General features: G+C 71.1%; 17 protein-coding genes and 1 tRNA gene. 8 read left to right on the plus strand and 10 right to left on the minus strand.

Annotated features, from left to right (window positions below):
- Nucleotides 1–107 precede the first annotated feature (107 nt).
- The 3 genes from MOTC310_RS12805 to MOTC310_RS12815 all read right to left on the minus strand — a co-directional run bounded on the left by MOTC310_RS12805 (nucleotide 108) and on the right by MOTC310_RS12815 (nucleotide 3,559).
- A complete protein-coding gene (locus MOTC310_RS12805) occupies nucleotides 108–656 on the minus strand; it encodes a PopZ family protein (protein WP_331302026.1) in 549 nt (182 codons plus the stop codon).
- Nucleotides 657–853: 197 nt separating this feature from the next.
- Nucleotides 854–2,467, minus strand: a complete 1,614-nt coding sequence (locus tag MOTC310_RS12810; RefSeq protein ID WP_331293516.1) for a TolC family outer membrane protein — start codon at nucleotides 2,465–2,467, stop codon at nucleotides 854–856.
- Nucleotides 2,468–2,857: 390 nt separating this feature from the next.
- Nucleotides 2,858–3,559: a collagen-like domain-containing protein gene (locus MOTC310_RS12815; RefSeq protein WP_331302027.1), complete on the minus strand. Its 702-nt coding sequence runs from the start codon at nucleotides 3,557–3,559 to the stop codon at nucleotides 2,858–2,860.
- A 335-nt stretch (nucleotides 3,560–3,894) separates the two neighbouring features.
- On the opposite strand from MOTC310_RS12815, the gene MOTC310_RS12820 reads away from it, so the two are divergent.
- The gene (locus tag MOTC310_RS12820; protein WP_331302028.1) at nucleotides 3,895–4,119 is read left to right on the plus strand and encodes a hypothetical protein; all 225 of its coding nucleotides are present in this window, start codon (nucleotides 3,895–3,897) and stop codon (nucleotides 4,117–4,119) included.
- 41 nt (nucleotides 4,120–4,160) lie between these two features.
- Here the strand turns inward: MOTC310_RS12820 and MOTC310_RS12825 are convergent, their stop codons facing one another.
- Nucleotides 4,161–6,074, minus strand: coding sequence for a putative bifunctional diguanylate cyclase/phosphodiesterase (locus MOTC310_RS12825; protein WP_331302029.1), 1,914 nt, complete (start codon nucleotides 6,072–6,074; stop codon nucleotides 4,161–4,163).
- Nucleotides 6,075–6,380: 306 nt separating this feature from the next.
- On the opposite strand from MOTC310_RS12825, the gene MOTC310_RS12830 reads away from it, so the two are divergent.
- Nucleotides 6,381–7,448 carry a spore photoproduct lyase family protein gene (locus tag MOTC310_RS12830; RefSeq protein WP_331302030.1) on the plus strand — a complete coding sequence of 356 codons (1,068 nt, stop codon included), beginning with the start codon at nucleotides 6,381–6,383 and terminating at the stop codon, nucleotides 7,446–7,448.
- A gap of 63 nt (nucleotides 7,449–7,511) precedes the next feature.
- Nucleotides 7,512–7,970, plus strand: a complete 459-nt coding sequence (locus MOTC310_RS12835) for a nucleoside deaminase (protein WP_331293511.1) — start codon at nucleotides 7,512–7,514, stop codon at nucleotides 7,968–7,970.
- A 14-nt stretch (nucleotides 7,971–7,984) separates the two neighbouring features.
- Here the strand turns inward: MOTC310_RS12835 and MOTC310_RS12840 are convergent, their stop codons facing one another.
- On the minus strand, nucleotides 7,985–8,296 hold the full coding sequence (locus MOTC310_RS12840; protein ID WP_331293510.1) for an ETC complex I subunit: 312 nt from the start codon (nucleotides 8,294–8,296) through the stop codon (nucleotides 7,985–7,987).
- Between the two features lie 25 nt (nucleotides 8,297–8,321).
- Nucleotides 8,322–8,398, minus strand: a tRNA-Pro gene (locus MOTC310_RS12845).
- Nucleotides 8,399–8,743: 345 nt separating this feature from the next.
- Here MOTC310_RS12845 and MOTC310_RS12850 point away from each other — a divergent pair.
- From MOTC310_RS12850 to MOTC310_RS12865, 4 genes are all read left to right on the plus strand, one after another.
- Complete coding sequence (locus MOTC310_RS12850; RefSeq protein ID WP_331302031.1) at nucleotides 8,744–9,682, plus strand: SMP-30/gluconolactonase/LRE family protein; 939 nt, start codon at nucleotides 8,744–8,746, stop codon at nucleotides 9,680–9,682.
- Nucleotides 9,683–9,785: 103 nt separating this feature from the next.
- Nucleotides 9,786–10,493 (plus strand): glutathione S-transferase N-terminal domain-containing protein, encoded by a 708-nt coding sequence (locus MOTC310_RS12855; protein ID WP_331302032.1) that lies wholly within the window; start codon nucleotides 9,786–9,788, stop codon nucleotides 10,491–10,493.
- A 7-nt stretch (nucleotides 10,494–10,500) separates the two neighbouring features.
- Nucleotides 10,501–11,076, plus strand: a complete 576-nt coding sequence (locus MOTC310_RS12860) for an NUDIX hydrolase (RefSeq protein WP_331302033.1) — start codon at nucleotides 10,501–10,503, stop codon at nucleotides 11,074–11,076.
- Nucleotides 11,073–11,969 (plus strand): inositol monophosphatase family protein, encoded by an 897-nt coding sequence (locus MOTC310_RS12865; RefSeq protein ID WP_331302034.1) that lies wholly within the window; start codon nucleotides 11,073–11,075, stop codon nucleotides 11,967–11,969. The genes MOTC310_RS12860 and MOTC310_RS12865 overlap by 4 nt, the downstream gene beginning before the upstream one ends.
- 63 nt (nucleotides 11,970–12,032) lie before the next feature.
- Here MOTC310_RS12865 and MOTC310_RS12870 read toward each other — a convergent pair whose 3' ends face one another.
- Together MOTC310_RS12870 and clpB are read right to left on the minus strand one after the other, a co-directional pair.
- Nucleotides 12,033–14,024, minus strand: coding sequence for a DUF4139 domain-containing protein (locus MOTC310_RS12870; protein ID WP_331302035.1), 1,992 nt, complete (start codon nucleotides 14,022–14,024; stop codon nucleotides 12,033–12,035).
- A 389-nt stretch (nucleotides 14,025–14,413) separates the two neighbouring features.
- Entirely contained in the window at nucleotides 14,414–17,038 is a 2,625-nt protein-coding gene (gene clpB, locus MOTC310_RS12875; protein WP_331302036.1) for an ATP-dependent chaperone ClpB, read from the minus strand.
- Nucleotides 17,039–17,236: 198 nt separating this feature from the next.
- Here clpB and MOTC310_RS12880 point away from each other — a divergent pair, with 198 nt between their 5' ends.
- Nucleotides 17,237–18,007 (plus strand): MOSC domain-containing protein, encoded by a 771-nt coding sequence (locus MOTC310_RS12880; protein ID WP_331302037.1) that lies wholly within the window; start codon nucleotides 17,237–17,239, stop codon nucleotides 18,005–18,007.
- Nucleotides 18,008–18,158: 151 nt separating this feature from the next.
- Here the strand turns inward: MOTC310_RS12880 and MOTC310_RS12885 are convergent, their stop codons facing one another.
- Together MOTC310_RS12885 and MOTC310_RS12890 are read right to left on the minus strand one after the other, a co-directional pair.
- Nucleotides 18,159–18,749, minus strand: a complete 591-nt coding sequence (locus tag MOTC310_RS12885) for a c-type cytochrome (protein WP_331302038.1) — start codon at nucleotides 18,747–18,749, stop codon at nucleotides 18,159–18,161.
- Nucleotides 18,749–20,023 carry a PQQ-dependent sugar dehydrogenase gene (locus MOTC310_RS12890; RefSeq protein WP_331302039.1) on the minus strand — a complete coding sequence of 425 codons (1,275 nt, stop codon included), beginning with the start codon at nucleotides 20,021–20,023 and terminating at the stop codon, nucleotides 18,749–18,751. Before MOTC310_RS12890 ends, MOTC310_RS12885 begins: the two co-directional genes overlap by 1 nt.
- Between the last annotated feature and the right edge of the window lie 141 nt (nucleotides 20,024–20,164).

Genomic DNA, 20,164 nt, shown 5'->3' on the forward strand with positions numbered 1-20,164 from the left:
TACGGGCCGGCGCTTGTCCAAAGGGGGTTGGCCCCGCTTTCGACCGTCACGCCGCTCCCGTCAACACGCGGACGGCGACCCGCGGCCGCCGTACCCAGGCCACCGGCTCAGCGGCCGCGCGAGACCCGCTCGATCTCGGCGCGCACGAGGCGCTCGACCACGGCCGGCAGGTTGTCGTCCAGCCAGGATTTCAGCATCGGCCGGAGCATCTCCTTGACGAGATCCTCCAGGGTCCGGGCGTTCTGCGTCAGCACCGTGTGGGCCAGCAGGTTGAACGCACCGCTGACGCTGGCGTCGGTCGCAGGGGAGACCAGCGCCTCGGGCTCCGGGTCCGGTGCGCGGGCGGCCTGGAGTACCGGCGGCGGCGGCGGTGCCGGGGGCTCCGGGATCGGCTCCGGCTCGGGTTCGGGTTCCGGCTCGGGCTCCGGTTCCGGCGCGGCGGTGACCGGGTCCTCGAAGTCGATCGCGTCGAAGTCGAGCAGGTCCGGGGCCACCTCGGGTTCCGGCTCGACCACCCGCGGGCGCGCGACTGGCTCGGCGACCTCCGCGAGGTCGAGCACGTCGTCGGGCTCCGGAGCGGGCGCCGGCACCTCGGCGGGCTTGGCGGCCTGATCGTCGGCGATGATCCTCCGGATCGACGCGAGGATCTCTTCCATCGAAGGCTCGTGCGCCTTATCGGCAGCCTTGTCCTGGAATTTCGAGTCCGGGATCTTGGGGCTAGCTGCACTCATCGGCAGGCGCACTCGGGCATGGGAGACTGGAAAGCGACCCGAATGGATCGATGTTCAATCAGTATTCCATGCCGTTTCGTGGCGGCAAGCGCGCCCGCAACACACTCCCCGTGGAAAAGCCGTCAGCGGCCGTCCGGCGTGCGCAGGCCGAACCACAGATCCTTGACCTGATCGTAGTGGACCTTGGCGCTGTAGTATTCGACCGGGAGCGCCGTGAAGCGCGCGGTCAACTGGCCGATCGCCTGGACCACCCCGTAGGAGAAGATCACGCGGTCGCGCTGGGCGAGGATGAGGCTCACGCGGGAGTTCAGCAATTCCTGCTGGGCGTTCAGCACGTCGAGGGTCGTGCGCTGGCCGACGCGCGCTTCCTCGCGCACGCCGTTCAGCGCCACCTCGTTGGCCTGGACCTGGGCCTGGGCGGCGATGACCTGCGCCTTCGCGGCCTCGAGCCGGCCCCAGAAATCCACGATCTGGGCGCGGACCTGGTCGCGGATCTGGTCGACCTGGATGCGGGCCTGGCCGACCGACTCCTTGGCCTGCCGGATCTGCGCGTAGGTCTGGCCGCCCTCGTAGATCGGGATGGAAAGCCGGCCGCCGACGAAGCCGACGAAGAAGCTCTGATTCGGCCCGTTCTGATCGTAGAGCTGGCTCAGCGAGCCCTGCAGGCTGAGCTGCGGGGCGAGCTGACCTTCCAGGACCTTCACCTGAGCTTCGGTCGCGTCGACGTTGTGGATGGCCGACACGACCTGCGGATGTTCGCGCAGGCCGACGGCGATCGCCTGATCGAGGTTGCGCGGCACGAACCGGTCCAGCGGCCGACCCGGCGCGAGCTGGCGCGGCTCGACGCCGATATTCTGCCGGTAGACGCCGATGCTCGTGCGCAGGGTCGATTCGGCGGCGCTGACCTGCGAGCGGGCGCCGGCCAGCCGTGCCTCGGCCTGCGCGACGTCGGTCCGGGTCACCTCGCCGACGTTGAAGCGGTCTCGCGTCTGGCGCAGCTGCTCTTCCAGAACTTCGACGTTGTTCCGGTTCAGCTCCAGCGTCGCCGTGTTGCTGAGCACGTTCATGTACGCCTGAACGGCGTTGTAGAGCACCGTCAGCTCGGTGAAGCGCAGGCTTTCGCGCTGGCTGTACACCTGCGATTCGGCGCGCCGGACCGTGTTGTCGGTCTGGAAGCCGTTGAAGATCGTCTGCGTGACGTTCAGGCTGGCTGAACTCGGCAGGTACGTGGTGCGCGTCGTCCGACGCGAGGTGATGACCTGGCTGGCGATGTCGGACGTCGCGCCGCCGGACAGGCCCTCGCCGCCGGTCGCGGCGCCCGCCGTGCCGAGGCCCGAGGTTCCGAGGCCGGAGGTCCCCCCCGCGGTCCCGGTTCCCACCGTCCCGATACCCGTGGTCGCCCCCGTGCCGGTCGTCCCGGCGCCCGTCGTTCCACCCAGGCCGCCGCCCGTCGTCCCGAGGGTCGAACCGGCGGTGGCCGCCGTCGTGCCGGCGGTGCCCGCGGACGCGACGCTGCTCGACGAGCGCGTCTGAAGGTACTGGACGCCGATCGCGGCGTTGACGTTCACGGTCGGCCGATAGCCCGACTGCGCGATCGCCACGTTCTCGTCGATCGCGCGCACGCCCGCGCGGCTGGCATTCAGGCTCGGATTGCCCTGATAGGCCTTCGCGAGCGCGCTCTCCAGAGTCTCGGCGGATGCCGGCATGGCAGCCAGCACCGCGAGTCCGGACACCATCCCGACCAGGCGGAACGTCGGGCAACTCGCTTGTGGACGTCGTGTCACGATGAACAAGCCCTTGCGGTCTCTTTCGGTCCGGATGTCCGAGACGTAAACGGCCAAGGTACGGCGTTTCGCTCGTCTCCGATCAAGCCCGCCCCACCGTCACGCTTAGCGCAAACTGGGCGCTTTGGCTCGCCTCGGTGCGGGTGCGGCGACCGAATGTGCGGCGTTGGGGCATTAAGGTGACACACCCCGAACGCAGAGCGGGGCGAGCAGGCGTATTGAGCTGTTTTAGTTTCATAAATACGCTCCGTCGGAGGCTATTGCCGGCTTGCGGGGACGCGAGAATTCAGACCTGGGCAGTCGCCTCCAGCGGGGGAGGGCGGGCCCGTCCGCGACCGCCGATCACGGTCTTCGGCGCCGGTTCCCGCCTAGTACCGGTCCATCCCGCTGCCGCCCGCGTCCGGCTCGAGCTCCAGCGGGGCGTCGGGAGCCGTATCGGGCTCCGGCGCACGGCGCGCGCGCGCCGGCGGGCGCGGTTTGGGCACCGAGCCGGTCAGCGCGGGGACCGGCTTGGGTTTCGGCTTCGGTATCGCGCTCGGGGTCGTCGGCTGTCCGCGGGAACCGGGCGGCCCGGGTGGTCCGGCCGGACCCATGGCGCCCATCAGCCCCGGCGCGCCGGCCATGCGGGCCCATCGCGCCGCGCTCGCCGGGCGGACCCGCTTCGCCCCGCGGACCCGTCGCGCCGCGCGGTCCGGCCGGGCCGGCGAGGCCGGGTGCCTGCGGTCCCTGCTGTCCGCACTCGCCCACCACGATGCTGCGGGACTGTTTCGGCGTCCGCAGCGTCGCGATGCAGGTGGCGGGATGGTAGACGACGCGAAATTCGAAATAGCCGCGGCTGTCGGTCCGGTGCGGGAACTGGCCGTCGAGCGTGATCTCCACCCCCGGATCGTCGGCATAGCCGATGATCCAGAGATCGCCGCCGGTGATCTTGGCGGCCTCGATGCGCATGTCCTCGGCCTGCGCCGCGCCCGTGCAGGCGGCCGTCAGGACCAGCATCGAACATAGCGCCCAGCGCTCGCGCCACAGGCGCTTGGCAGATGTCATGGCAGATCACACAGTCTTTCCGACGGTCAGAATGCCATAGCCCGCAAACTAAGCAATAAATTGCGGAGAAAATTGGATGTGGAAAAGCGCGGCAGGGCGAGCGCCGTTATCCGAAATGGGTATTCGAAGGGCGCGCGGCGGGACCTGTAGCGTGCTCCCGCTGGGGCGGTTCAGGCGTGTGCGGACCGGGCCCGGCCGAGGAGCGGTGCGCGCCGTTCGGGCGGGCTGACGGACCGGCGCGGATGGCCGCGTCGCGATCCATCATGCCGATCCTGCGAGCGGCACCGCGCGAGCGCCCCGGGTCCGGCGTCGGACCCGCGGTGGAGGGTTCAGCCGTGGACGAGAACGACCCGCCCTGGGACACGGACCCGCTCTGGTACGACCGGACGGAGTCGGGGACGCCGCCCGGGCCCATCCTCGAAGCCCTGGCCTGGCTGTTCCTGCTCGCGATCGCCGGCTGCGCGGGGCTTGTGTGGCTCTACGGGCTGCCGAACGGGCTATGGCGCGCGGCGGCGCGCCGGCTCCTGCGCGGCAATCCGGCGGATGCGGAACGGTTCTGAGCGGCGCCCGCGGCCGCGGCCTCTCTGCCCACAGGCGCGGTTCAGGCCGCGGCGATGCGCGTGCTGAGCAGGGTGGCTTCCAGGGTCTCCACCGGCATCGGCCGGCCGAGATGGTAGCCCTGCAGGAACGGGCAGCCCATCGCCTGCAGGATGTTCAGGTCCTCGGCCGACTCGACGCCCTCCGCCACGACGTCGAGCCCGAGCAGACGGCCGAGGCCGAGGACGGCGAGGACCAGGCCGCGCTTGTCGTCGCTCGCACCGAGGCCGGTGACGAAGCTCCGGTCGATCTTGATCCGGTCCGCCCTGAGCTGCCGCAGCGAGGAGAGCGACGAGTAGCCGATCCCGAAATCGTCCAGGGCGACCCGGATGCCGGCGCGGGACAGCGCCTGCAGCTTCCCCTGAACGGCGCCGATGTCGAGGGCCGTCTCCTCGGTGATCTCGATCTCCAGCATGGTGGGCGGCAGGCCGAGGAGGCTCAGGCGCTCGATGACGATCTCGTCCACCGGCACCTGCGCCATCTCGCGTGGTGAGACGTTCATCGCCACGCGCACGCCGCCCAGGCCGCGGCGATGCAGGATCGCCAGCATCGCGCAGACCTGCTCGAGGATGTAGCGGAGGAGCGATTCGGTCAGGCCCGCCATCGCGGCGGCGGCGATCAGGTCCGGGGGCGCGATCCAGCCGAGCCGCGGATGCTCCCAGCGGACGAGAGCTTCCAGCCCGACCAGCGTCCGGGCATCCGCGGCGTAGATCGGCTGGAACCACACTTTCGGGGCGTTCTCGACCAGGGCCTGCGACAGGTCGCGCTCCAGGTCCCGCCGCATCTGCAGCCGCTCGCGCAGGCGCGAGTCGAACACGCGGTAGCGGTTCCGGCCGGCGGCCTTCGCGGCGTAGAGCGCCTCGTCGGCGCAGCTCAGCATCTCGGTCAGGCTGGGCTCGGGGCTCGCGTGGATGCCGATGCTGACGCCGAGGCGGCCCGCGTCGAAGCCGTCGAAGGGCTGCGCCACCGCGGTGATGAGCGCTGCCGCCATGACGTCGTCGGCCACGCCGGAGGCCACGGGATCGTACAGGACGGCGAATTCATCGCCGCCCAGCCGGGCCGCGAGGCCGTTCTCCGGGAGCGCGTCGCGCAGCCGGCGCGCCACCTCGACCAGCACCCGGTCGCCCGCCTTGTGGCCGTAGACGTCGTTGACGAACTTGAACCCGTCGAGGTCGAGCATCAGCAGGCTCAGGGTCCCGGAACGCGGCCGGTCCTCCGTCGCCTGGAGGAAGCCCGCGCGGTTCAGCAGGCCGGTGAGATCGTCGTGCGTGGCGCGCCAGCGCATCTCGTCGACGAGGGCGCTGGCGCTGGCATGCGCCTCGGCGCGGGACCGGGCGAGGGCGTGGGCCTCGTTCTTGAGCCGGCTCGCCTGGCGAAACACCGCCTCGCTGCGAAATGCGGTGTGCGTCAGGGCGAGGAAGTAGAGCAGCACGCAGGCCGCGAGGCAGTTCCGGTCGAAGTCGCCGGCATAGGCGAGGCAGGCCGTGACCGACAGCAGCGGCAGAGCGATGAAGGCGAGCGGGATGCGCGCGAAGGCGATCCCGTGCGTCACGGCGCCCGCGGTCACCCCGCAGGTGATGGTGAGGTAGAACAGGGTCTCGGCGCTGGTGTAGCCGTCGCACAGGAGCGGCTGGCAGGCCCAGACCAGCCCGGAGAGGAACGCCGCGAACGTGCAGGTGCGCAGCTGCCGGTCGACGGAGCGCGCGGCTACCGCGGCCAAGCCCGGCGTCATGTCGGCGGTCAGCGCCAAGCCGAGGCAGGGAATCCGGCAGAGAGCGATTCGCAGCAGATTGACGCTGGTCGACGCCGCGAACCAGACGGCCCCGACGGTCCCGTGTCCGCTCCGGTAGGCGACCAGGACGCTGGCGAGGCCGAGCAGCATGTTGACCGGGATGGCCGCCAGCACGCTCCCGCGCATGGCTTCCAGCTGGTCCCGCCGGATCAGCGCGTTCCACCTCGGATCCGCAGGGTCGAGAGAATCACCGGAGCCGGGTGACCCCGGCTCGGATCTCTCTGGGTCCCAAACGATCATCGCACGTCCACTCACATCTGAGGGACTCATGACAGCGAATCGTAAGATATCGTTGAACGATCATCGACCACCCCGCGCGATCCCGGGTTTTTCCCGCTCCGGACGAAGAGAGACCACCGGTCGCAAGGCATTCCGGCCGCGTCCGAGCGCACCATATCGGGTCCCGGGCCGCTCCCGGGCCCCGGATCGTCCATGGCCCTGACCCGCGACCTGCTCGATATCCGGACGATCTATCATGAGCCCGGCGTGGGTGACTTCCCGCTGGGGCGGGAAATCCTGGCGCGCTTCCCCGACGCCGGGCGCGTCGTGGTACCGTCGCACTGGAACATCCCGGACCTCCACGGCAATGCCGGCTCGGTGGAGGACTGGGTGCGGATCAAGCGCTCGACCCTGGTCCTCGGCGTGAAGAAGGGCCTCGCGATGCGCCCCAACGGCCGCAGCGCCCACTTCATCGCGCCCTCGACCTCCAATGGCTGCGCCATGGCCTGTGCCTACTGCTACGTGCCGCGCCGCAAGGGCTTCGCCAACCCGATCTCGCTGTTCGTGAACGTCGAGCAGGCCTGCGCGGCGATCTCCCGGCACGCCGGACGCCAGGGACGGCTGTCGGAGCCGGACCCGATCGATCCGGAATACTGGGTCTACGACATCGGTGAGAACGGCGATCTCTCGGTGGACGCGGCGGTGAGCGACGGCGTGCGCGACCTCGTCGCGCTGTTCCGCACCCTGCCCAACGCCAAGGCCTCCTTCGCCACCAAGGCGGTGAACCGCGACCTCCTGGCCTACGATCCGCAGGGCAAGACGCGCATCCGCTTCTCGCTCATGCCGGCGCGCATCGCCCGGATCGTGGACGTGCGCACCGCCCCGATCGCCGAGCGGATCGCCGCCATCGACGACTTCGTGGCGGCCGGCTACGAGGTGCACGCCAATTTCTCGCCCGTGATCCTGTACGAGGGCTGGGAGGCGGACTGGCGCGCGCTGTTCACCGAGCTCGACGCGACGCTGTCCGACGCCGCCAAGGCGCAGCTCAAGTGCGAGATCATCATGCTGACCCACAATGCGGATCTGCATGCGGTCAACCTCGGATGGCACCCGAAGGCCGAGGAGCTGCTCTGGCGGCCGGACATCCAGGAGGCGAAGGTCTCGGAGGGCGGGGGCGCCAACCTGCGCTACCGCGCCGGCTGGAAGGGAAGGTGGCTCGCCCGGTTCAAGGCCCTGCTCGCCGAGACGATGCCCTACTGCACGGTGCGCTACGCGTTCTGAACACGCGGAGCCGAACTTCCGGCTGTCCGCGGCGTTGGCGCGCCAGCGGAGGAACGTTCAGCCATGCCGATGCACGAGGTCCATATCGGCGAGGCGGTCGCGCTCGCCGCGGCCAATGTCGAGGCCGGCGGGGCGCCCTACGGCGCGGTCATCGTGCGGGACGGTGCCGTACTGGTCCGCGCGGCCAACACCGTGCACGCGACCAACGATCCGAGCGCCCATGCCGAGATGGTGGCGCTGCGCGAGGCGAGCCGTCTGCTCGGCCGTCGCGACCTCGGCGACTGCGTGATGTACGCGAGCGGCCGCCCGTGCCCGATGTGCCACGCGGCGATGCGGCTCGCCGGCTTCAAGGAGGGCTACTTCGCCTTCTCGGCCGAGGAGGCCGAGACCTACGGTGCCGGCAGCGCCACGATCTACGCCGAACTCTGCCAGCCCCTCGACGCGCAGCCGATGCGGATCAGCCAGATCCGGCCGCCGGGCGATTCGCCCTACGCGGCCTGGAAGGCGCGCCGGGAGGCCTGACGCGGCCTCTCGCCTCAATGGGTCCAGGGCGCCGTGCGGTTGAACTTGAAATTGTCCGAGTAGGACAGGCCCTTGCGCTGGACGGGCTTGGCCGGCTGCTCGACCCGGAACGCGATCCCCTCGCGCTTCGCGTAGGCGACGGCCTCCTCCTCGGTGTCGAATTCCAGGCGCACCTGCTGGAGCATGTCGGAGGATCCGTTCCACCCCATCAGCGGATCGATCTCGCGCGGGCTGGTCCGGTCGAACTCCAGGATCCACTGCTTGGTCCGGGCGAGGCCCGACTGCGTGGCATCCCGAGACGGACGGAAGATGCGGGCGCTCGGCATCTGACTCGACAAGCTCCTGATAGAATGGTCGGGGCGATAGGATTCGAACCTACGACCCCCTGGTCCCAAACCAGGTGCGCTACCAGACTGCGCCACACCCCGACTGCCACACGGCCTCAATGCCGTAGCGGTTCCGCCGTTCCCCCGCAAGGCGCGGCGCGGTGCGGGCCCGCTAAGCCGCGACCGGCTTCCCGGCGCCGGGATCGCACCCAGCCCACTTGTCAGACAAATCGGCGGGCGGTAGCGTCCGTTCCGGGACGAGGGCCGGGCCTCCCCGCTGTCGATCCGGCGCCTGCCATCACTGGGGGGTGGAGGATGGTGCGCTCGGATCGCCGTGCCGGGCGGTTCCGGCCCTCGTCACCGCCGCGTCGGTCCGCGGCCGAGCCGGGCCCTTGCCGGCCGGCGCCGAAACGGTGACGATCACCGCGAGCGACATGGATCTTGCCCGTGTGGACACCGAGCCCGCGCTATCCCGACCCGGCGGTCGAGATCCTCGACGCCGCCTTCGCCCGCTACCGGGTGTTCAACGCGGCGGTCGAGCGACTCGCCACCGGCTTTCGCTGGTGTGAGGGGCCGGTCTGGTTCGGCGACGGGCGCTACCTGCTGTGGAGCGACATCCCCAACGACCGGATCCTGCGCTGGGACGAGGAGAGCGGGGCGGTCGGGCTCTACCGGAAGCCATCGGGCTTCGCCAACGGCAACACCCGCGACCGGCAGGGGCGGCTCGTCACCTGCGAGCACGGGGGACGTCGGGTCACCCGGACCGAGCATGACGGCGCGATCACCCTCCTGGCGGACACGTTCGAGGGCCGGCGGCTCAACTCGCCCAACGACGTCGTGGCCGCCGCCGACGGGGCGATCTGGTTCACCGATCCGCCCTTCGGGATCGGCGGCTTCTACGAGGGCGCGCGCGCCGAGCCCGAACTGCCGCAGAACGTCTACCGGCTCGATCCGGTCACCGGCGCGCTGGAGGCCGTGGCCACCGATCTCGCCGGTCCCAACGGCCTGTGCTTCTCGCCAGACGGCAGCGTGCTCTACCTCGTGGAGTCGCGCGGGCGGCCGACCCGGCGCATCGTCGCCTACGACGTGGTCGCCGGCCGCGCGCTCCGGGGGCGGCGTGTCCTGATCGATGCCGGGCCGGGCACGCCCGACGGCCTCCGCTGCGACGTCGACGGCAACCTCTGGTGCGGCTGGGGCATGGGCGACGACGCGCTGGACGGCGTCATGGTGTTCAACCCCGACGGCCGTCCGATCGGCCGGATCCGCCTGCCGGAGCGCTGCGCGAACCTCTGCTTCGGCGGCCGGCACCGCAACCGCCTGTTCATGGCGGCGAGTCAGTCGCTCTACGCCGTCTACGTCGATGTCCAGGGCTGCGCCGGCGGATGAGGCCGAGAGAAGACGGCCTGACCGTGCCGCCGGCGTCATGCTTGACCGGAGCGCCGCGCCGACCCACTTCCCGTCCGCCGGGGGCATAGCGGGATACCAGCCGATGATCGAACTCCACTACTGGCCGACGCCGAACGGCCATAAGATCACGATGTTTCTCGAGGAGACGGGGCTTCCCTACCGAATTCACCCGGTGAATATTGGCAAAGGTGAGCAGTTCAACCCGGATTTCCTCAAGATCGCCCCCAACAACCGCATGCCGGCGATCGTCGACGACGAGCCGGCCGGCGGCGGCGCGCCGGTCTCGCTGTTCGAGTCGGGTGCGATCCTGCTCTACCTCGCCGAGAAGACCGGGCGCTTCATCCCGGGCGACCTGCGCGGCCGGGCCGAGGTGCTGCAATGGCTGTTCTGGCAGATGGGCGGCCTCGGTCCGATGCTCGGCCAGAACCACCATTTCTCGCAGTACGCGCCGGAGAAGATCGACTACGCGATCAAGCGCTACGTCAACGAGACCAACCGGCTCTACGGCGTCCTCGACCGGCGGCTGGCCGACCGCGCCTTCGTCGCCGGCCCGGATTACTCCATCGCCGACATGGCCTGCTATCCCTGGATCGTGCCGTACGAGAAGCAGGGGCAGAACCTGGACGACCACCCGAACCTGAAGCGCTGGTTCACGGCGATCGCCGAGCGGCCCGCCACCAAGGCGGCCTATGCCCGCGCGCCGGAGGTCAATCCGGATTTCGGCAAGACCATGAGCGAGGACGCCAAGAAGGTGATGTTCGGCCAGACCGCCTCCAACACCAAGCGCTGACCGGACCATGACCGAGACCGTGCCCGCCCTGCCGCTGGAGGTGCTCCACCGCGGCTGGAACACCTTCGGCATCGCCACGCTGACGCTGCAGGATGGCAGCACCGTGCGGCGGGCGCTGGAGGATCACGGGCAGGCGGCCTGCGTCCTGCCTTACGATCCCGAGCGGCGCGTGGCGCTGCTCGTCCGGCAGGCGCGGGTCGGGCCCGCCTTCTGGGGCGAGTCGGCCGAGTTCGACGAGGCCCCGGCAGGCGGCCTCGACGGCGGTGCCCCCGAGGCGACGGCGATTCGGGAGGCGATGGAGGAGGCGGGCGTGAGGCTGACCCGGCTGGAGCCGGTGGCCCACGCCTACAGCATGCCCAGCGTGTCCTCCGAGCGGCTCTGGCTCTACCTCGCGCCCTACGGCGCGGCGGACCAGGTCGGCCCCGGCGGGGGCCTGCACGCCGAGGGCGAGCAGGTTGTGGTCGTGGAGATATCCCTCGCCGCGCTGGCGGATCAGGCCCGCGCCGGGCGTCTGCCCGATCTCAAGACCCTCGTCCTGGTTCAGGCTCTGATGCTCCGAAACCCCGAACTGTTCGCCGCATGACCCTCTCGCCCGCCACGCCCGCGCCGGATGTCCTCGCGGAGATGCTCGCCTTCGCCGAGGAGGCGGCCCCGCTGGCTCTCGCCATGCGGGCGTCTGGCCTCGCGATGAGCAACAAGGGGCCGGATCTTGGCCAGGCCCTGACCGAGGCCGACCTCGCCGTCAGCCGGCTGATGCACGCGCGGTTCGGCCCCGATCTGATCGAGGAGGAGACGGCCGAGGATCTGGGCCAGGCGGCGGCCCGGGCGCTGCTCGCCCGCGACGCCTGGACCTTCGTGGGTGATCCGATCGACGGGACCCGCCCCTTCGCGGGCGGCCTGTCGGGCTGGGGCGTGATGGTGGCGGCCTGCCGCGCGGGCTGGCCCCGGGCCTGCGTGATGAGCCTGCCGGCCTGGAACGAGGACCGCTCCGCCCCGGCGCGGAGCGGGCCGGCAGAGACGACGGAGGGGCTCCTGCTGGCGGCGAGCGAGGGTCGCGCCTTCTGGGCACCGACCCGCGGCGGCCGCATGACGGCCGCGCTGCGCCCGCTCGAGCGCTCGGAGCGGAGGACCGGCCATGTCGGCTGGCTGTCGGTCACGGCGCAGCGCTACACCCTGGATTACGGCCGCGGCTGGTTCCCCTGGAGCGAGGGCGGGGCGATCTCGGACGCCGCGCTCCTGGCCACCGGGCGCCTCGACGCGACCCTGAGCAACAATCGATTGTGGGACCTGGGCCCGATCCTCCCGCTGTTCGAGGCGCTGGGCTTCCGCCTGTTCCACTGGCCCGACCTCGGGGATCCGCCGGCGGCCTTCGTCGACCTGTTCGACGCGGGGCTGTCCGCCCACGACGACCTCTGGCTGGTGTGCCGGGACCGCGCGCAGGCCGCCGATCTGGCGACGGCCATCCGCCCCGCCTAGGACAGCGTCCGGGATGGCCGTCGATCGGGCGGTCCCGGATCGCGGGAGGGTCCGCGACCGCTCTCAGAGCGTCGCGATCAGCGACCGGATTCGCGCCTGCGATGCCTTGAGCCCATCCTCCGCCTGGGCCCTCGCGGCATCGAGCTTCGCCAGCTCGTCCTCCTGGGCACCCATGCGGGTGAGGTAGCGCCGCGCCAGCTCGCTGTCCTTCGGAACGGCGCCGAGATTGCTGCGGATGCGCTCCTGCTCCGCCTGCACCTTCGCCGCGCGCTCGTCGATCTCCTCGACGGTCCGGGTCGCCGCGGCGACCTCGGCGCGGGCCTGGGAGAGGGTCTTGAGCTTGCCGCCCAGCTCCGGGTCAGTCGCCAGGGAGGCCCACCGGACGAGCAGCGCCGCGTCGGCGTCGACGAGGTCGTAGGCGTCGACCCGGACGCGCTCGAGCACGGCCCGGGTCTCGGCCGTCCCGCCGGCTGGAACCGCGACCTTGAGGCGATAGGCCGTAGGGGTCTCGCTCTCGCGGGCGGATGCGGTGAGGGTCCAGCCATCCCGTCGGGGATGCTCGATGATCACGGAGCGGGCGGCGTCCGGCGCGCCCTTGATCGTGTAGGTCGTCACCTCCCGGGCGATCACCGTCGCGCGCGCCACGCCGTCGACCATCGTGATCTTGGTCAGGGCCTCGCTCGGCGCGGTCTCCGCCTGGACGGCGACCTTGCGGTCGAGGGCGAAGCTGGCGAGCCGCTGCTCGCCGACGGACGTCGCGGGCAGGCGGGCGTCTCCCAGGTAGCCGGACTTGCGGTCGTAGAGGGTGATCAGGCCCGCCGGAAGGGTCGCGCCCGAGCTGTTGCGGATCCGGAGGGCCGCGATCGGATGGACCCCCTGGCCCGACTTCCAGAGGGCGACCCGCTCGGCCTCGATCTCGGTGTCGAGGAACGGCACCGACAGCGTGCCGCCGGCGCGCAGATCGACCGGATGCGGCAGCGTGAAGTTCGCCGCGACATCCCCCTCGCTGGCGGCGGCGCCCACGGTGGCGGCCGCGGCATCGTAGCTCGGTTCCGCGGCCTCCATGCGGCTGTCGTGGGTGTCCATCCGCGCCATCGGTGCCGGAAGCGGCGCGGCGGCGGGGGCCGGGGCGCGCAGGCGCGCGACCGACTTCGACGCGACCGTGCCCGGGTCGAGGTCCGGCATGCCGACATCCTCGACCATCACCGGCGCCTCCGGCCTCTTGCGCCAGTAGCGCCGGTGCAGGCGCTGGAGGAGCGCCACCGGCGACCCCGACGAGAGCGTGACGTCGACGCCTGTCCAGTCGGCGCCGAGGGCGTTCTCGATGATGGCCCAGGCCTGCAGGTTCGCGCGGCCGTCGCCGCCGTCGACGATGCGGTAGCTCGTCTTCCAGACGGGCGCGGCGACCACGTAGGTCAGACGGACCTCGCGCTGGCCGCGCCCCGATACGTCGATCTCGACCCGGTGCGCGTCGCCGACCTTGGCCCTCCCGGTCGCCGCAATCGCCTCGGCGATCTTGGCCGCCATGGCCGGATCCTGGATCGTCACGGAGGCGCCGTCCTCGATCGGCACGGATTCGAGCATGCCCGCCCCGGTCAGCACGGTCAGGATCGCGACCTCGCCGGTCTCGGTCCCGGCATTCCGCTCGGACACGCCGAGCACCCGCCCTTCGAGCGTGCGCCCGCTGCTCTGGATCCTGATGGGGACGCCCTGCAGCTTGCCCAAGAGGCGTGCCGGCGCGGACAGGTCGTCCGCGGTGAACGGCATCGTCCGCAGCGTCTCGTCGGCCCGATCCACCCCGTCCAGGCGAAGGGCACCGACCGTGCCGACGGGATCGCGCACGACGAGGCTCTTGAGGATGTCGTCGATCTGCTCGGAGCGTGCGTCGAGCCCGATCGTCGCGTCGCCATCGACCGGGTGGACCTGGGTCACTTCAGCGAGGCCGCCGCTCGACAGGGTGACGGCGCGGATCCCCCCCGAGGACGCCGCCATCAGGGGCGGCGCGGCCGCGACCATGCACAGCAGAACGCCGGCCCACACGACATGAGACGTCACCAAATCGCCTTCCTCCCGTTCGAGCGCCGTTCGCCGCGGCGGGCGCGGTTGTGACGGCAGATTCGAGCTGCCGGTACCGTCGCGCCCGCCCCTGCGCGGTCGCCGACGGGAGGCCGGCAGCCCCGGAGCGCCTCGGTCTGCGCGGCGACGCGCGGTCGATCGCCTGCCTCCGCGGCAGCCGGCGCCACCGAGAGCCCGGGAACCGCGACGGCGCGACGCGTCTTGCCAGGATTCTCCGTCCTGTCGGCGCTGTCCAGTCAACTCGGTCAGCGCGGTGCCGCCCCGCCGGACCCGATCCCGGGCGCCGTCGGCGCGGCGTCCCGGGCGCATGAAAAAGGGCGGCGCGCCATCGCGTGGCGCGCCGCCCCGGTTCGGCGTGTCGGCGGCGCTCAGTTCAGCGTCGCGTGGACCGGCCGGCGCTCGGCGCCGACCGTGACGTCGCCGATCATCAGCCCCATCGGGCCTGAGCGGACCGGCACCGTCTCGCCGTCGTGGACCTTGCCGGAGAGCACCAGCTCGGCCAGCGGGTCCTGGACGTTCTTCTGGATCACCCGCTTCAGCGGCCGCGCCCCGTAGGCCGGGTCGTAGCCCTTGTCGGCGAGCCAGTTCTTGGCGTCCTCGTCGACCTCCAGGGTGATCTTGCGATCGTCCAGCAGCTTCTGCAGGCGCCCGAGCTGGATCTCGACGATCGTCCCCATCTCCGACCGCGCGAGGCAGTGGAACAGGATGATCTCGTCGACCCGGTTCAGGAATTCCGGCCGGAAGTGGCCCCGCACCACGCCCATCACCTCCTCGCGGACCGCGTCGGTGTCCTGGCCCGCGGGCTGGTTAACCAGATACTCGGCCCCGAGATTCGAGGTCATGATCAGGAGCGTGTTGCGGAAGTCGACCGTCCGCCCCTGGCCGTCGGTGAGCCGCCCGTCGTCGAGCACCTGCAGCAGGACGTTGAACACGTCCGGATGCGCCTTCTCGACCTCGTCGAACAGCACGACCTGGTAGGGCCGCCGCCGCACGGCCTCGGTGAGGGCGCCGCCCTCCTCGTAACCGACATAGCCCGGAGGCGCGCCGATCAGCCGGGCGACCGCGTGCTTCTCCATGTACTCGGACATGTCGATGCGCACGAGCGCCGTGTCGTCGTCGAACAGGAAGCCGGCGAGCGCCTTGGTCAGCTCGGTCTTGCCGACGCCGGTCGGGCCCAGGAACATGAACGAGCCGATCGGCCGGTTCGGGTCCTGAAGCCCGGCGCGGGCACGGCGGACCGCGGTCGAGACCGCCTCCACCGCCTCGCGCTGGCCGACGACGCGCTTGGACAGCGCCTCCTCCATGGCCAGCAGCTTCTCGCGCTCGCCCTCCAGCATCTTGTCCACCGGCACGCCGGTCCAGCGGGAGACGACCCCGGCGACGTGGGCGGGCGTGACCGCCTCCTCCATCATCGCGTCGCGGCCGTTCTCCGCCTTCGCCTCGATCTCGGCGAGCTGCTTCTCGAGCCCCGGGATGACCCCGTAGGCGAGCTCACCCGCGCGCTGGTACTGGCCCTGGCGCTGCGCCGCCGCGAGGTCGTTGCGGGCCTCGTCGAGCTTCTTCTTGAGGCCGGCGGCCGTGCCGAGCTTGTCCTTCTCGGCCTTCCAGCGGGCGGTGATCGCCGCCGAGCGCTCCTCCAGGTCGCCGAGTTCCTTCTCGAGCCGGACCAGCCGGTCGCGGGAGGCGGAGTCGGTCTCCTTCTTGAGCGCCTCGGCCTCGATCTTCAGCCGGACGATCTCGCGGTCGATGTTGTCGAGCTCCTCGGGCTTCGAATCGACCTGCATGCGCAGGCGCGAGCCGGCCTCGTCGACGAGGTCGATCGCCTTGTCGGGCAGGAAGCGGTCGGTGATGTAGCGGTTCGACAGCGTCGCGGCCGCCACCAGGGCCGAATCCTGGATGCGCACGCCGTGGTGCTGCTCGTACTTCTCCTTCAGGCCGCGCAGGATCGAAACCGTGTCCTCCACGGTCGGCTCCGACACGAAGACCGGCTGGAAGCGGCGGGCGAGCGCCGCGTCCTTCTCGACGTGCTTGCGGTACTCGTCGAGCGTGGTCGCGCCGACGCAGTGCAGCTCGCCGCGGGCGAGCGCGGGCTTCAGGAGGTTCGAGGCGTCCATCGCCCCGTCGGCCTTCCCGGCGCCGACCAGCGTGTGCATCTCGTCGATGAACAGGATGATGCCGCCCTCGGCCGCCGTGACCTCGGAGAGCACGCCCTTCAGCCGCTCCTCGAACTCGCCGCGGTACTTCGCGCCGGCGATCAGCGCGCCCATGTCGAGGGCGAGCAGGCTCTTGTCCCGCAGGGATTCGGGCACGTCGCCGTTGACGATGCGCAGGGCCAGACCCTCGACGATCGCGGTCTTGCCGACGCCGGGCTCACCGATGAGGACCGGGTTGTTCTTGGTGCGCCGGGACAGGACCTGGATGGTCCGCCGGATCTCCTCGTCGCGGCCGATCACCGGGTCGAGCTTGCCGTCCCGGGCGGCCTCGGTGAGGTCGCGGGCGTACTTCTTCAGCGCGTCGTAGGCGTTCTCGGCCGAGGCGTTGTCGGCGGTGCGGCCCTTGCGCAGCGCGTTGATCGCGGCGTTGAGCGAGGCGGGGGTGACGCCCGCCGCCTGGAGCGCGCGGCCGGCCTCGGAATCCTTCTCCACGGCGAGGGCGAGGAGCAGCCGCTCCACCGTCACGTAGGCATCGCCGGCCTTCTCGGCGGCCTTCTCGGCGGTGTCGAACAGGCGCATCAGCTCGCGCGTCGCCTGCGGCGCGGCGGCGTTGCCGGACACCTTCGGCTGCTTGGCGAGCCACTGCTCGGTCTGGGCCAGCGCCACGCGCGACTGGCCGCCCGCGCGGTCGATCAGGCCGGCGCAGAGGCCTTCCGGATCGTCGAGCAGCACCTTGAGCAGGTGACCCGGCTGGAGCTGGGGATGTCCCTCGCGCATCGCGAGGTTCTGAGCCGCCTGCACGAAGCCGCGGGCGCGCTCGGTGTACTTCTCGAAATTCATGCACAACCCTCCCGTACCGGCATCCGCCGCCCGGTGAGAGGCGCGGCGCCACCGAAACGTCGCCCTCCGGCTATCCGCCGCGCGAGGGCCCCGGCGCCGTGGTGGCCGCCGGTAGACCCGATGTGGTGTTGCAATTCAGCACCACAAGGGGCGGCGACGCTCTTGCGCGGCGGATCAATTCAGGGCCACGCTCCGCGCATGACCGCATTGATTCATGTCAGCGCCCTGTATCGCTACCCGGTGAAGGGCCTGAGCCCCGAACCGATCGGGCGGGCCGAACTCGAGACGAGCGGCTTTTTTCCTGGCGACCGGCTCTACGCTATCGAGAACGGGCCGTCGGGCTTCAACGCAGTCGCGCCCCGCCACCAACCCAAGACCAAGTACCTGATGCTCATGCGCGACGAGGCGCTCGCCCGCCTGCGCACCCGCTACGACGACGCCACCGCGACGCTGACCGTGGAGGGCTACGGCGAACCGCAGGCCTTCCGCCTCGACACCGAGGCGGGCCGAGAGGGACTCGCGGAGCTGATGCGGCGCTTCGTCCCCGGGAGCCTGCGGGGCGAGCCGAAGGTGCTCGCCGCGCCGCCGCAGTACCGCTTCACCGATTCCCCCACCGGCTACGTGTCGCTCATCAACCGGGCGAGCGTGGCGGCGGTGGAGGATTATCTCGGTGCGCCCGTGGACCCGCTGCGCTTCCGCGGCAACCTGCTGGTCGACGGGCTCGAACCCTTCGCCGAGCTGGAGATGGTCGGGCAGGTGATCGAGGCGCCGAGCGGGCTGCGGCTCAAGATCATCAAGCGGACGGTCCGGTGCGCGGCGACCAACGTCGACCCGGTCAGCGGCGTGCGCGACTGCGACATCCCCTGGACCCTCGACGCGCGCCTCGGTCACCGCGACCTCGGCGTCTACGCGGAGGTGATCGCAGGCGGGGCGCTGGCGAAGGGCGACGCGCTGCGCGTGGTCGGGTGATGAGCGATGGGTGATCCCATCGGTCCGGCGCTGCCGTCGTGGCGAGCGCGGCGAAGCAATCCAGGCAGCGCCACGCTTGCGGGCCGCGCGCACGCCTGGGTCACTTCGCTGCGCTCGTGATGACGGCTCGGCGCAATCAAGGGACGTCGTGTCAGAGGTGCGACACGTAGGCCGCAAGATCCCTGATGTCCGCCTCGCTCAGGCCCTGCGCGACTTCGTTCATGGCGGGATCGTAGCCGGGCCGGGCGTTCGACTTGTAGGCGGCGAGCGCCTTGGCGAGATACTCCTCCCGCTGCGCCCGGATCCGCGGGATCGCGTCCCGGCCCGCGAGGTCCGGCCCGTGGCAGGAATTGCACTGGTGCTTGGCGACCAGCGCCTGCGCGCGCGTCGCCAGGGCCGCGTCGGCCGGCGGCCCGGACCAGGCGGGCGGCGGCAGCGTCGCCACCGCGTCGGCGTATGCGCGCAGATCGTCGTCGGAGAACCCGGCGGCGACCTCGTTCATCGGCGGCGCCTCCCGCTGCTTCTCCCGGAACTGGAAGAGCTGCGTGACCACGTAGTCCGCCGGCTGCCCGCCGAGCGAGGGCACGCCTTCCGTCGCCGACGTGCCGGCCCCGTGGCAGCCGATGCAGGGGGCGAGGCGCTCCTGCAGGGCCGCGTCGGGGGCCGCGAGCGCCGCGCCCGTGAGTAGCAGGCCGCCGAGGGCCGAGGCCGGTCCGCGGAGCGCCCGGAGGTGGCGGCGCATCACCGGCCGTAGCTGACGCGATAGATCGCGCCGTTGTAGTCGTCGGACACGAGCAGCGATCCGTCCTTGGCGACCAGCACGTCGACCGGCCGGCCGACATACTTGTTGTCCTGCAGGAAGCCGGTCAGGAACGGCTCCACCGCGGCAGTCTTACCGTCCGATCCAGGCTTGGCCACGACAACGTCGCCGCCGAGCTTGGTCGTGCGGTTCCACGAGCCGTGCCGGGCGACGAACATCGCGTCCCGGTACGCCTCCGGGAACTGCGTCCCGGTGTAGAACCGCAGGCCGAGGGAGGCCGTGTGCGGGCCGAGCAGCGCCGCCGGCGCGGTGAATTCCGAGCAGGCGTGGCCCCAGCCGTATTCCGGATCGGTGAACGTGCCCTGGTGGCAGAACGGGTAGCCGAAATGTTGCTTGCCCGGCTCCGTGAGCACGTTCAGCTCGTCGTTCGGGATGTCCTCCGAGACCCAGTCGCGGCCGTTATCGGTGAACCAGAGCTGCTTGGTCTTCGGGTTCCAGTCGAATCCGACCGTGTTGCGCACGCCGCGGGCGATCACCTCGGCGTTCTTGCCGTCGAGATCCATGCGCCGGATCTGCGCGTGGGTGTCCGGCGGCATCACGATGTTGCCCGGCGCGCCGACCGGGACGTAGAGCTTGTTGTCCGGGCCGATAGCGATGAACTTCCAGCCGTGGGCCTCGTCCTTCGGCAGGTCGTCGTAGACCAGGGTCGGCTTCGCCGCGCCGTCGGAGTGGTTCGCGATGTCGTCGTAGCGCCAGATCTTCGAGAGTTCGGCGACGTAGAGCGCGCCGTCGTGGTACGCGACCCCGTTCGGCCGGTGCAAGCCCGTCGCGATGGTCTTCACCTCGCGCTTGCCATCGCCGTCCGCCTTCGGCAGCACCGCGTAGACCTTGCCCACCGTCCGGGTGCCCACGTACAGCGTGCCGTCCGGCGCCTGGGTCATCTCGCGGGCGTTGGCGAGGCCGCTGGCGTAGACCTCGATCTTGAAGCCCTCCGGAACCTTCAGCTTGTCGAGCGGCAGCTTGGCGGCCGCCGTCGCGAGCGGCGGTCCGGCCACCGGCGCGAGCTTGGCCGCGGCGCCGCCCTCGGGGCGGCCGTAGAGAGCCGAGCCTCGGTCGACCTGGACGCTGGGCGGCGGGGCCGCGGTCGCGGGCGTCTCCTGCGCGGCGACCGGGCCGGATCCCATCAGGCTGAGACTCAGTCCGGCGAGGGCGGCTGTGAGGCTGCGGGTCAGGATCGGCTGGCTGATCGGCGTCATGGTGTCTCCCGGCGGGGGCGGCCTCGCGGACCGCCCGCTCGCTGTGCACTCATTATTCATCGGTCGGCCGGGCCGCGCGACCGGGGCCGGCGGCGCCGGGGCGACACTCTGCGGCCGCCGTAACGCGGGCCAGGATGACGA

Origin of the sequence: Methylobacterium oryzae (assembly GCF_036441375.1) — a bacterium.
GTDB classification, from domain to species: Bacteria; Pseudomonadota; Alphaproteobacteria; order Rhizobiales; family Beijerinckiaceae; genus Methylobacterium; species Methylobacterium oryzae_A.

What these genes read in the sequence shown, in the direction of transcription:
- MOTC310_RS12805 (WP_331302026.1), bottom strand. Translation starts at nt 656, where the DNA reads ATGGAAGAGATCCTCGCGTCGATCCGGAGGATCATCGCCGACGATCAG.
- MOTC310_RS12810 (WP_331293516.1), bottom strand. Translation starts at nt 2,467, where the DNA reads ATGGTGTCCGGACTCGCGGTGCTGGCTGCCATGCCGGCATCCGCCGAG.
- MOTC310_RS12815 (WP_331302027.1), bottom strand. Translation starts at nt 3,559, where the DNA reads ATGACATCTGCCAAGCGCCTGTGGCGCGAGCGCTGGGCGCTATGTTCG.
- MOTC310_RS12825 (WP_331302029.1), bottom strand. Translation starts at nt 6,074, where the DNA reads ATGCGCGGGAGCGTGCTGGCGGCCATCCCGGTCAACATGCTGCTCGGC.
- MOTC310_RS12830 (WP_331302030.1), top strand. Translation starts at nt 6,381, where the DNA reads ATGGCCCTGACCCGCGACCTGCTCGATATCCGGACGATCTATCATGAG.
- MOTC310_RS12835 (WP_331293511.1), top strand. Translation starts at nt 7,512, where the DNA reads ATGCCGATGCACGAGGTCCATATCGGCGAGGCGGTCGCGCTCGCCGCG.
- MOTC310_RS12840 (WP_331293510.1), bottom strand. Translation starts at nt 8,296, where the DNA reads ATGCCGAGCGCCCGCATCTTCCGTCCGTCTCGGGATGCCACGCAGTCG.
- MOTC310_RS12855 (WP_331302032.1), top strand. Translation starts at nt 9,786, where the DNA reads ATGATCGAACTCCACTACTGGCCGACGCCGAACGGCCATAAGATCACG.
- MOTC310_RS12860 (WP_331302033.1), top strand. Translation starts at nt 10,501, where the DNA reads ATGACCGAGACCGTGCCCGCCCTGCCGCTGGAGGTGCTCCACCGCGGC.
- MOTC310_RS12865 (WP_331302034.1), top strand. Translation starts at nt 11,073, where the DNA reads ATGACCCTCTCGCCCGCCACGCCCGCGCCGGATGTCCTCGCGGAGATG.
- clpB (WP_331302036.1), bottom strand. Translation starts at nt 17,038, where the DNA reads ATGAATTTCGAGAAGTACACCGAGCGCGCCCGCGGCTTCGTGCAGGCG.
- MOTC310_RS12880 (WP_331302037.1), top strand. Translation starts at nt 17,237, where the DNA reads ATGACCGCATTGATTCATGTCAGCGCCCTGTATCGCTACCCGGTGAAG.
- MOTC310_RS12885 (WP_331302038.1), bottom strand. Translation starts at nt 18,749, where the DNA reads ATGCGCCGCCACCTCCGGGCGCTCCGCGGACCGGCCTCGGCCCTCGGC.
- MOTC310_RS12890 (WP_331302039.1), bottom strand. Translation starts at nt 20,023, where the DNA reads ATGACGCCGATCAGCCAGCCGATCCTGACCCGCAGCCTCACAGCCGCC.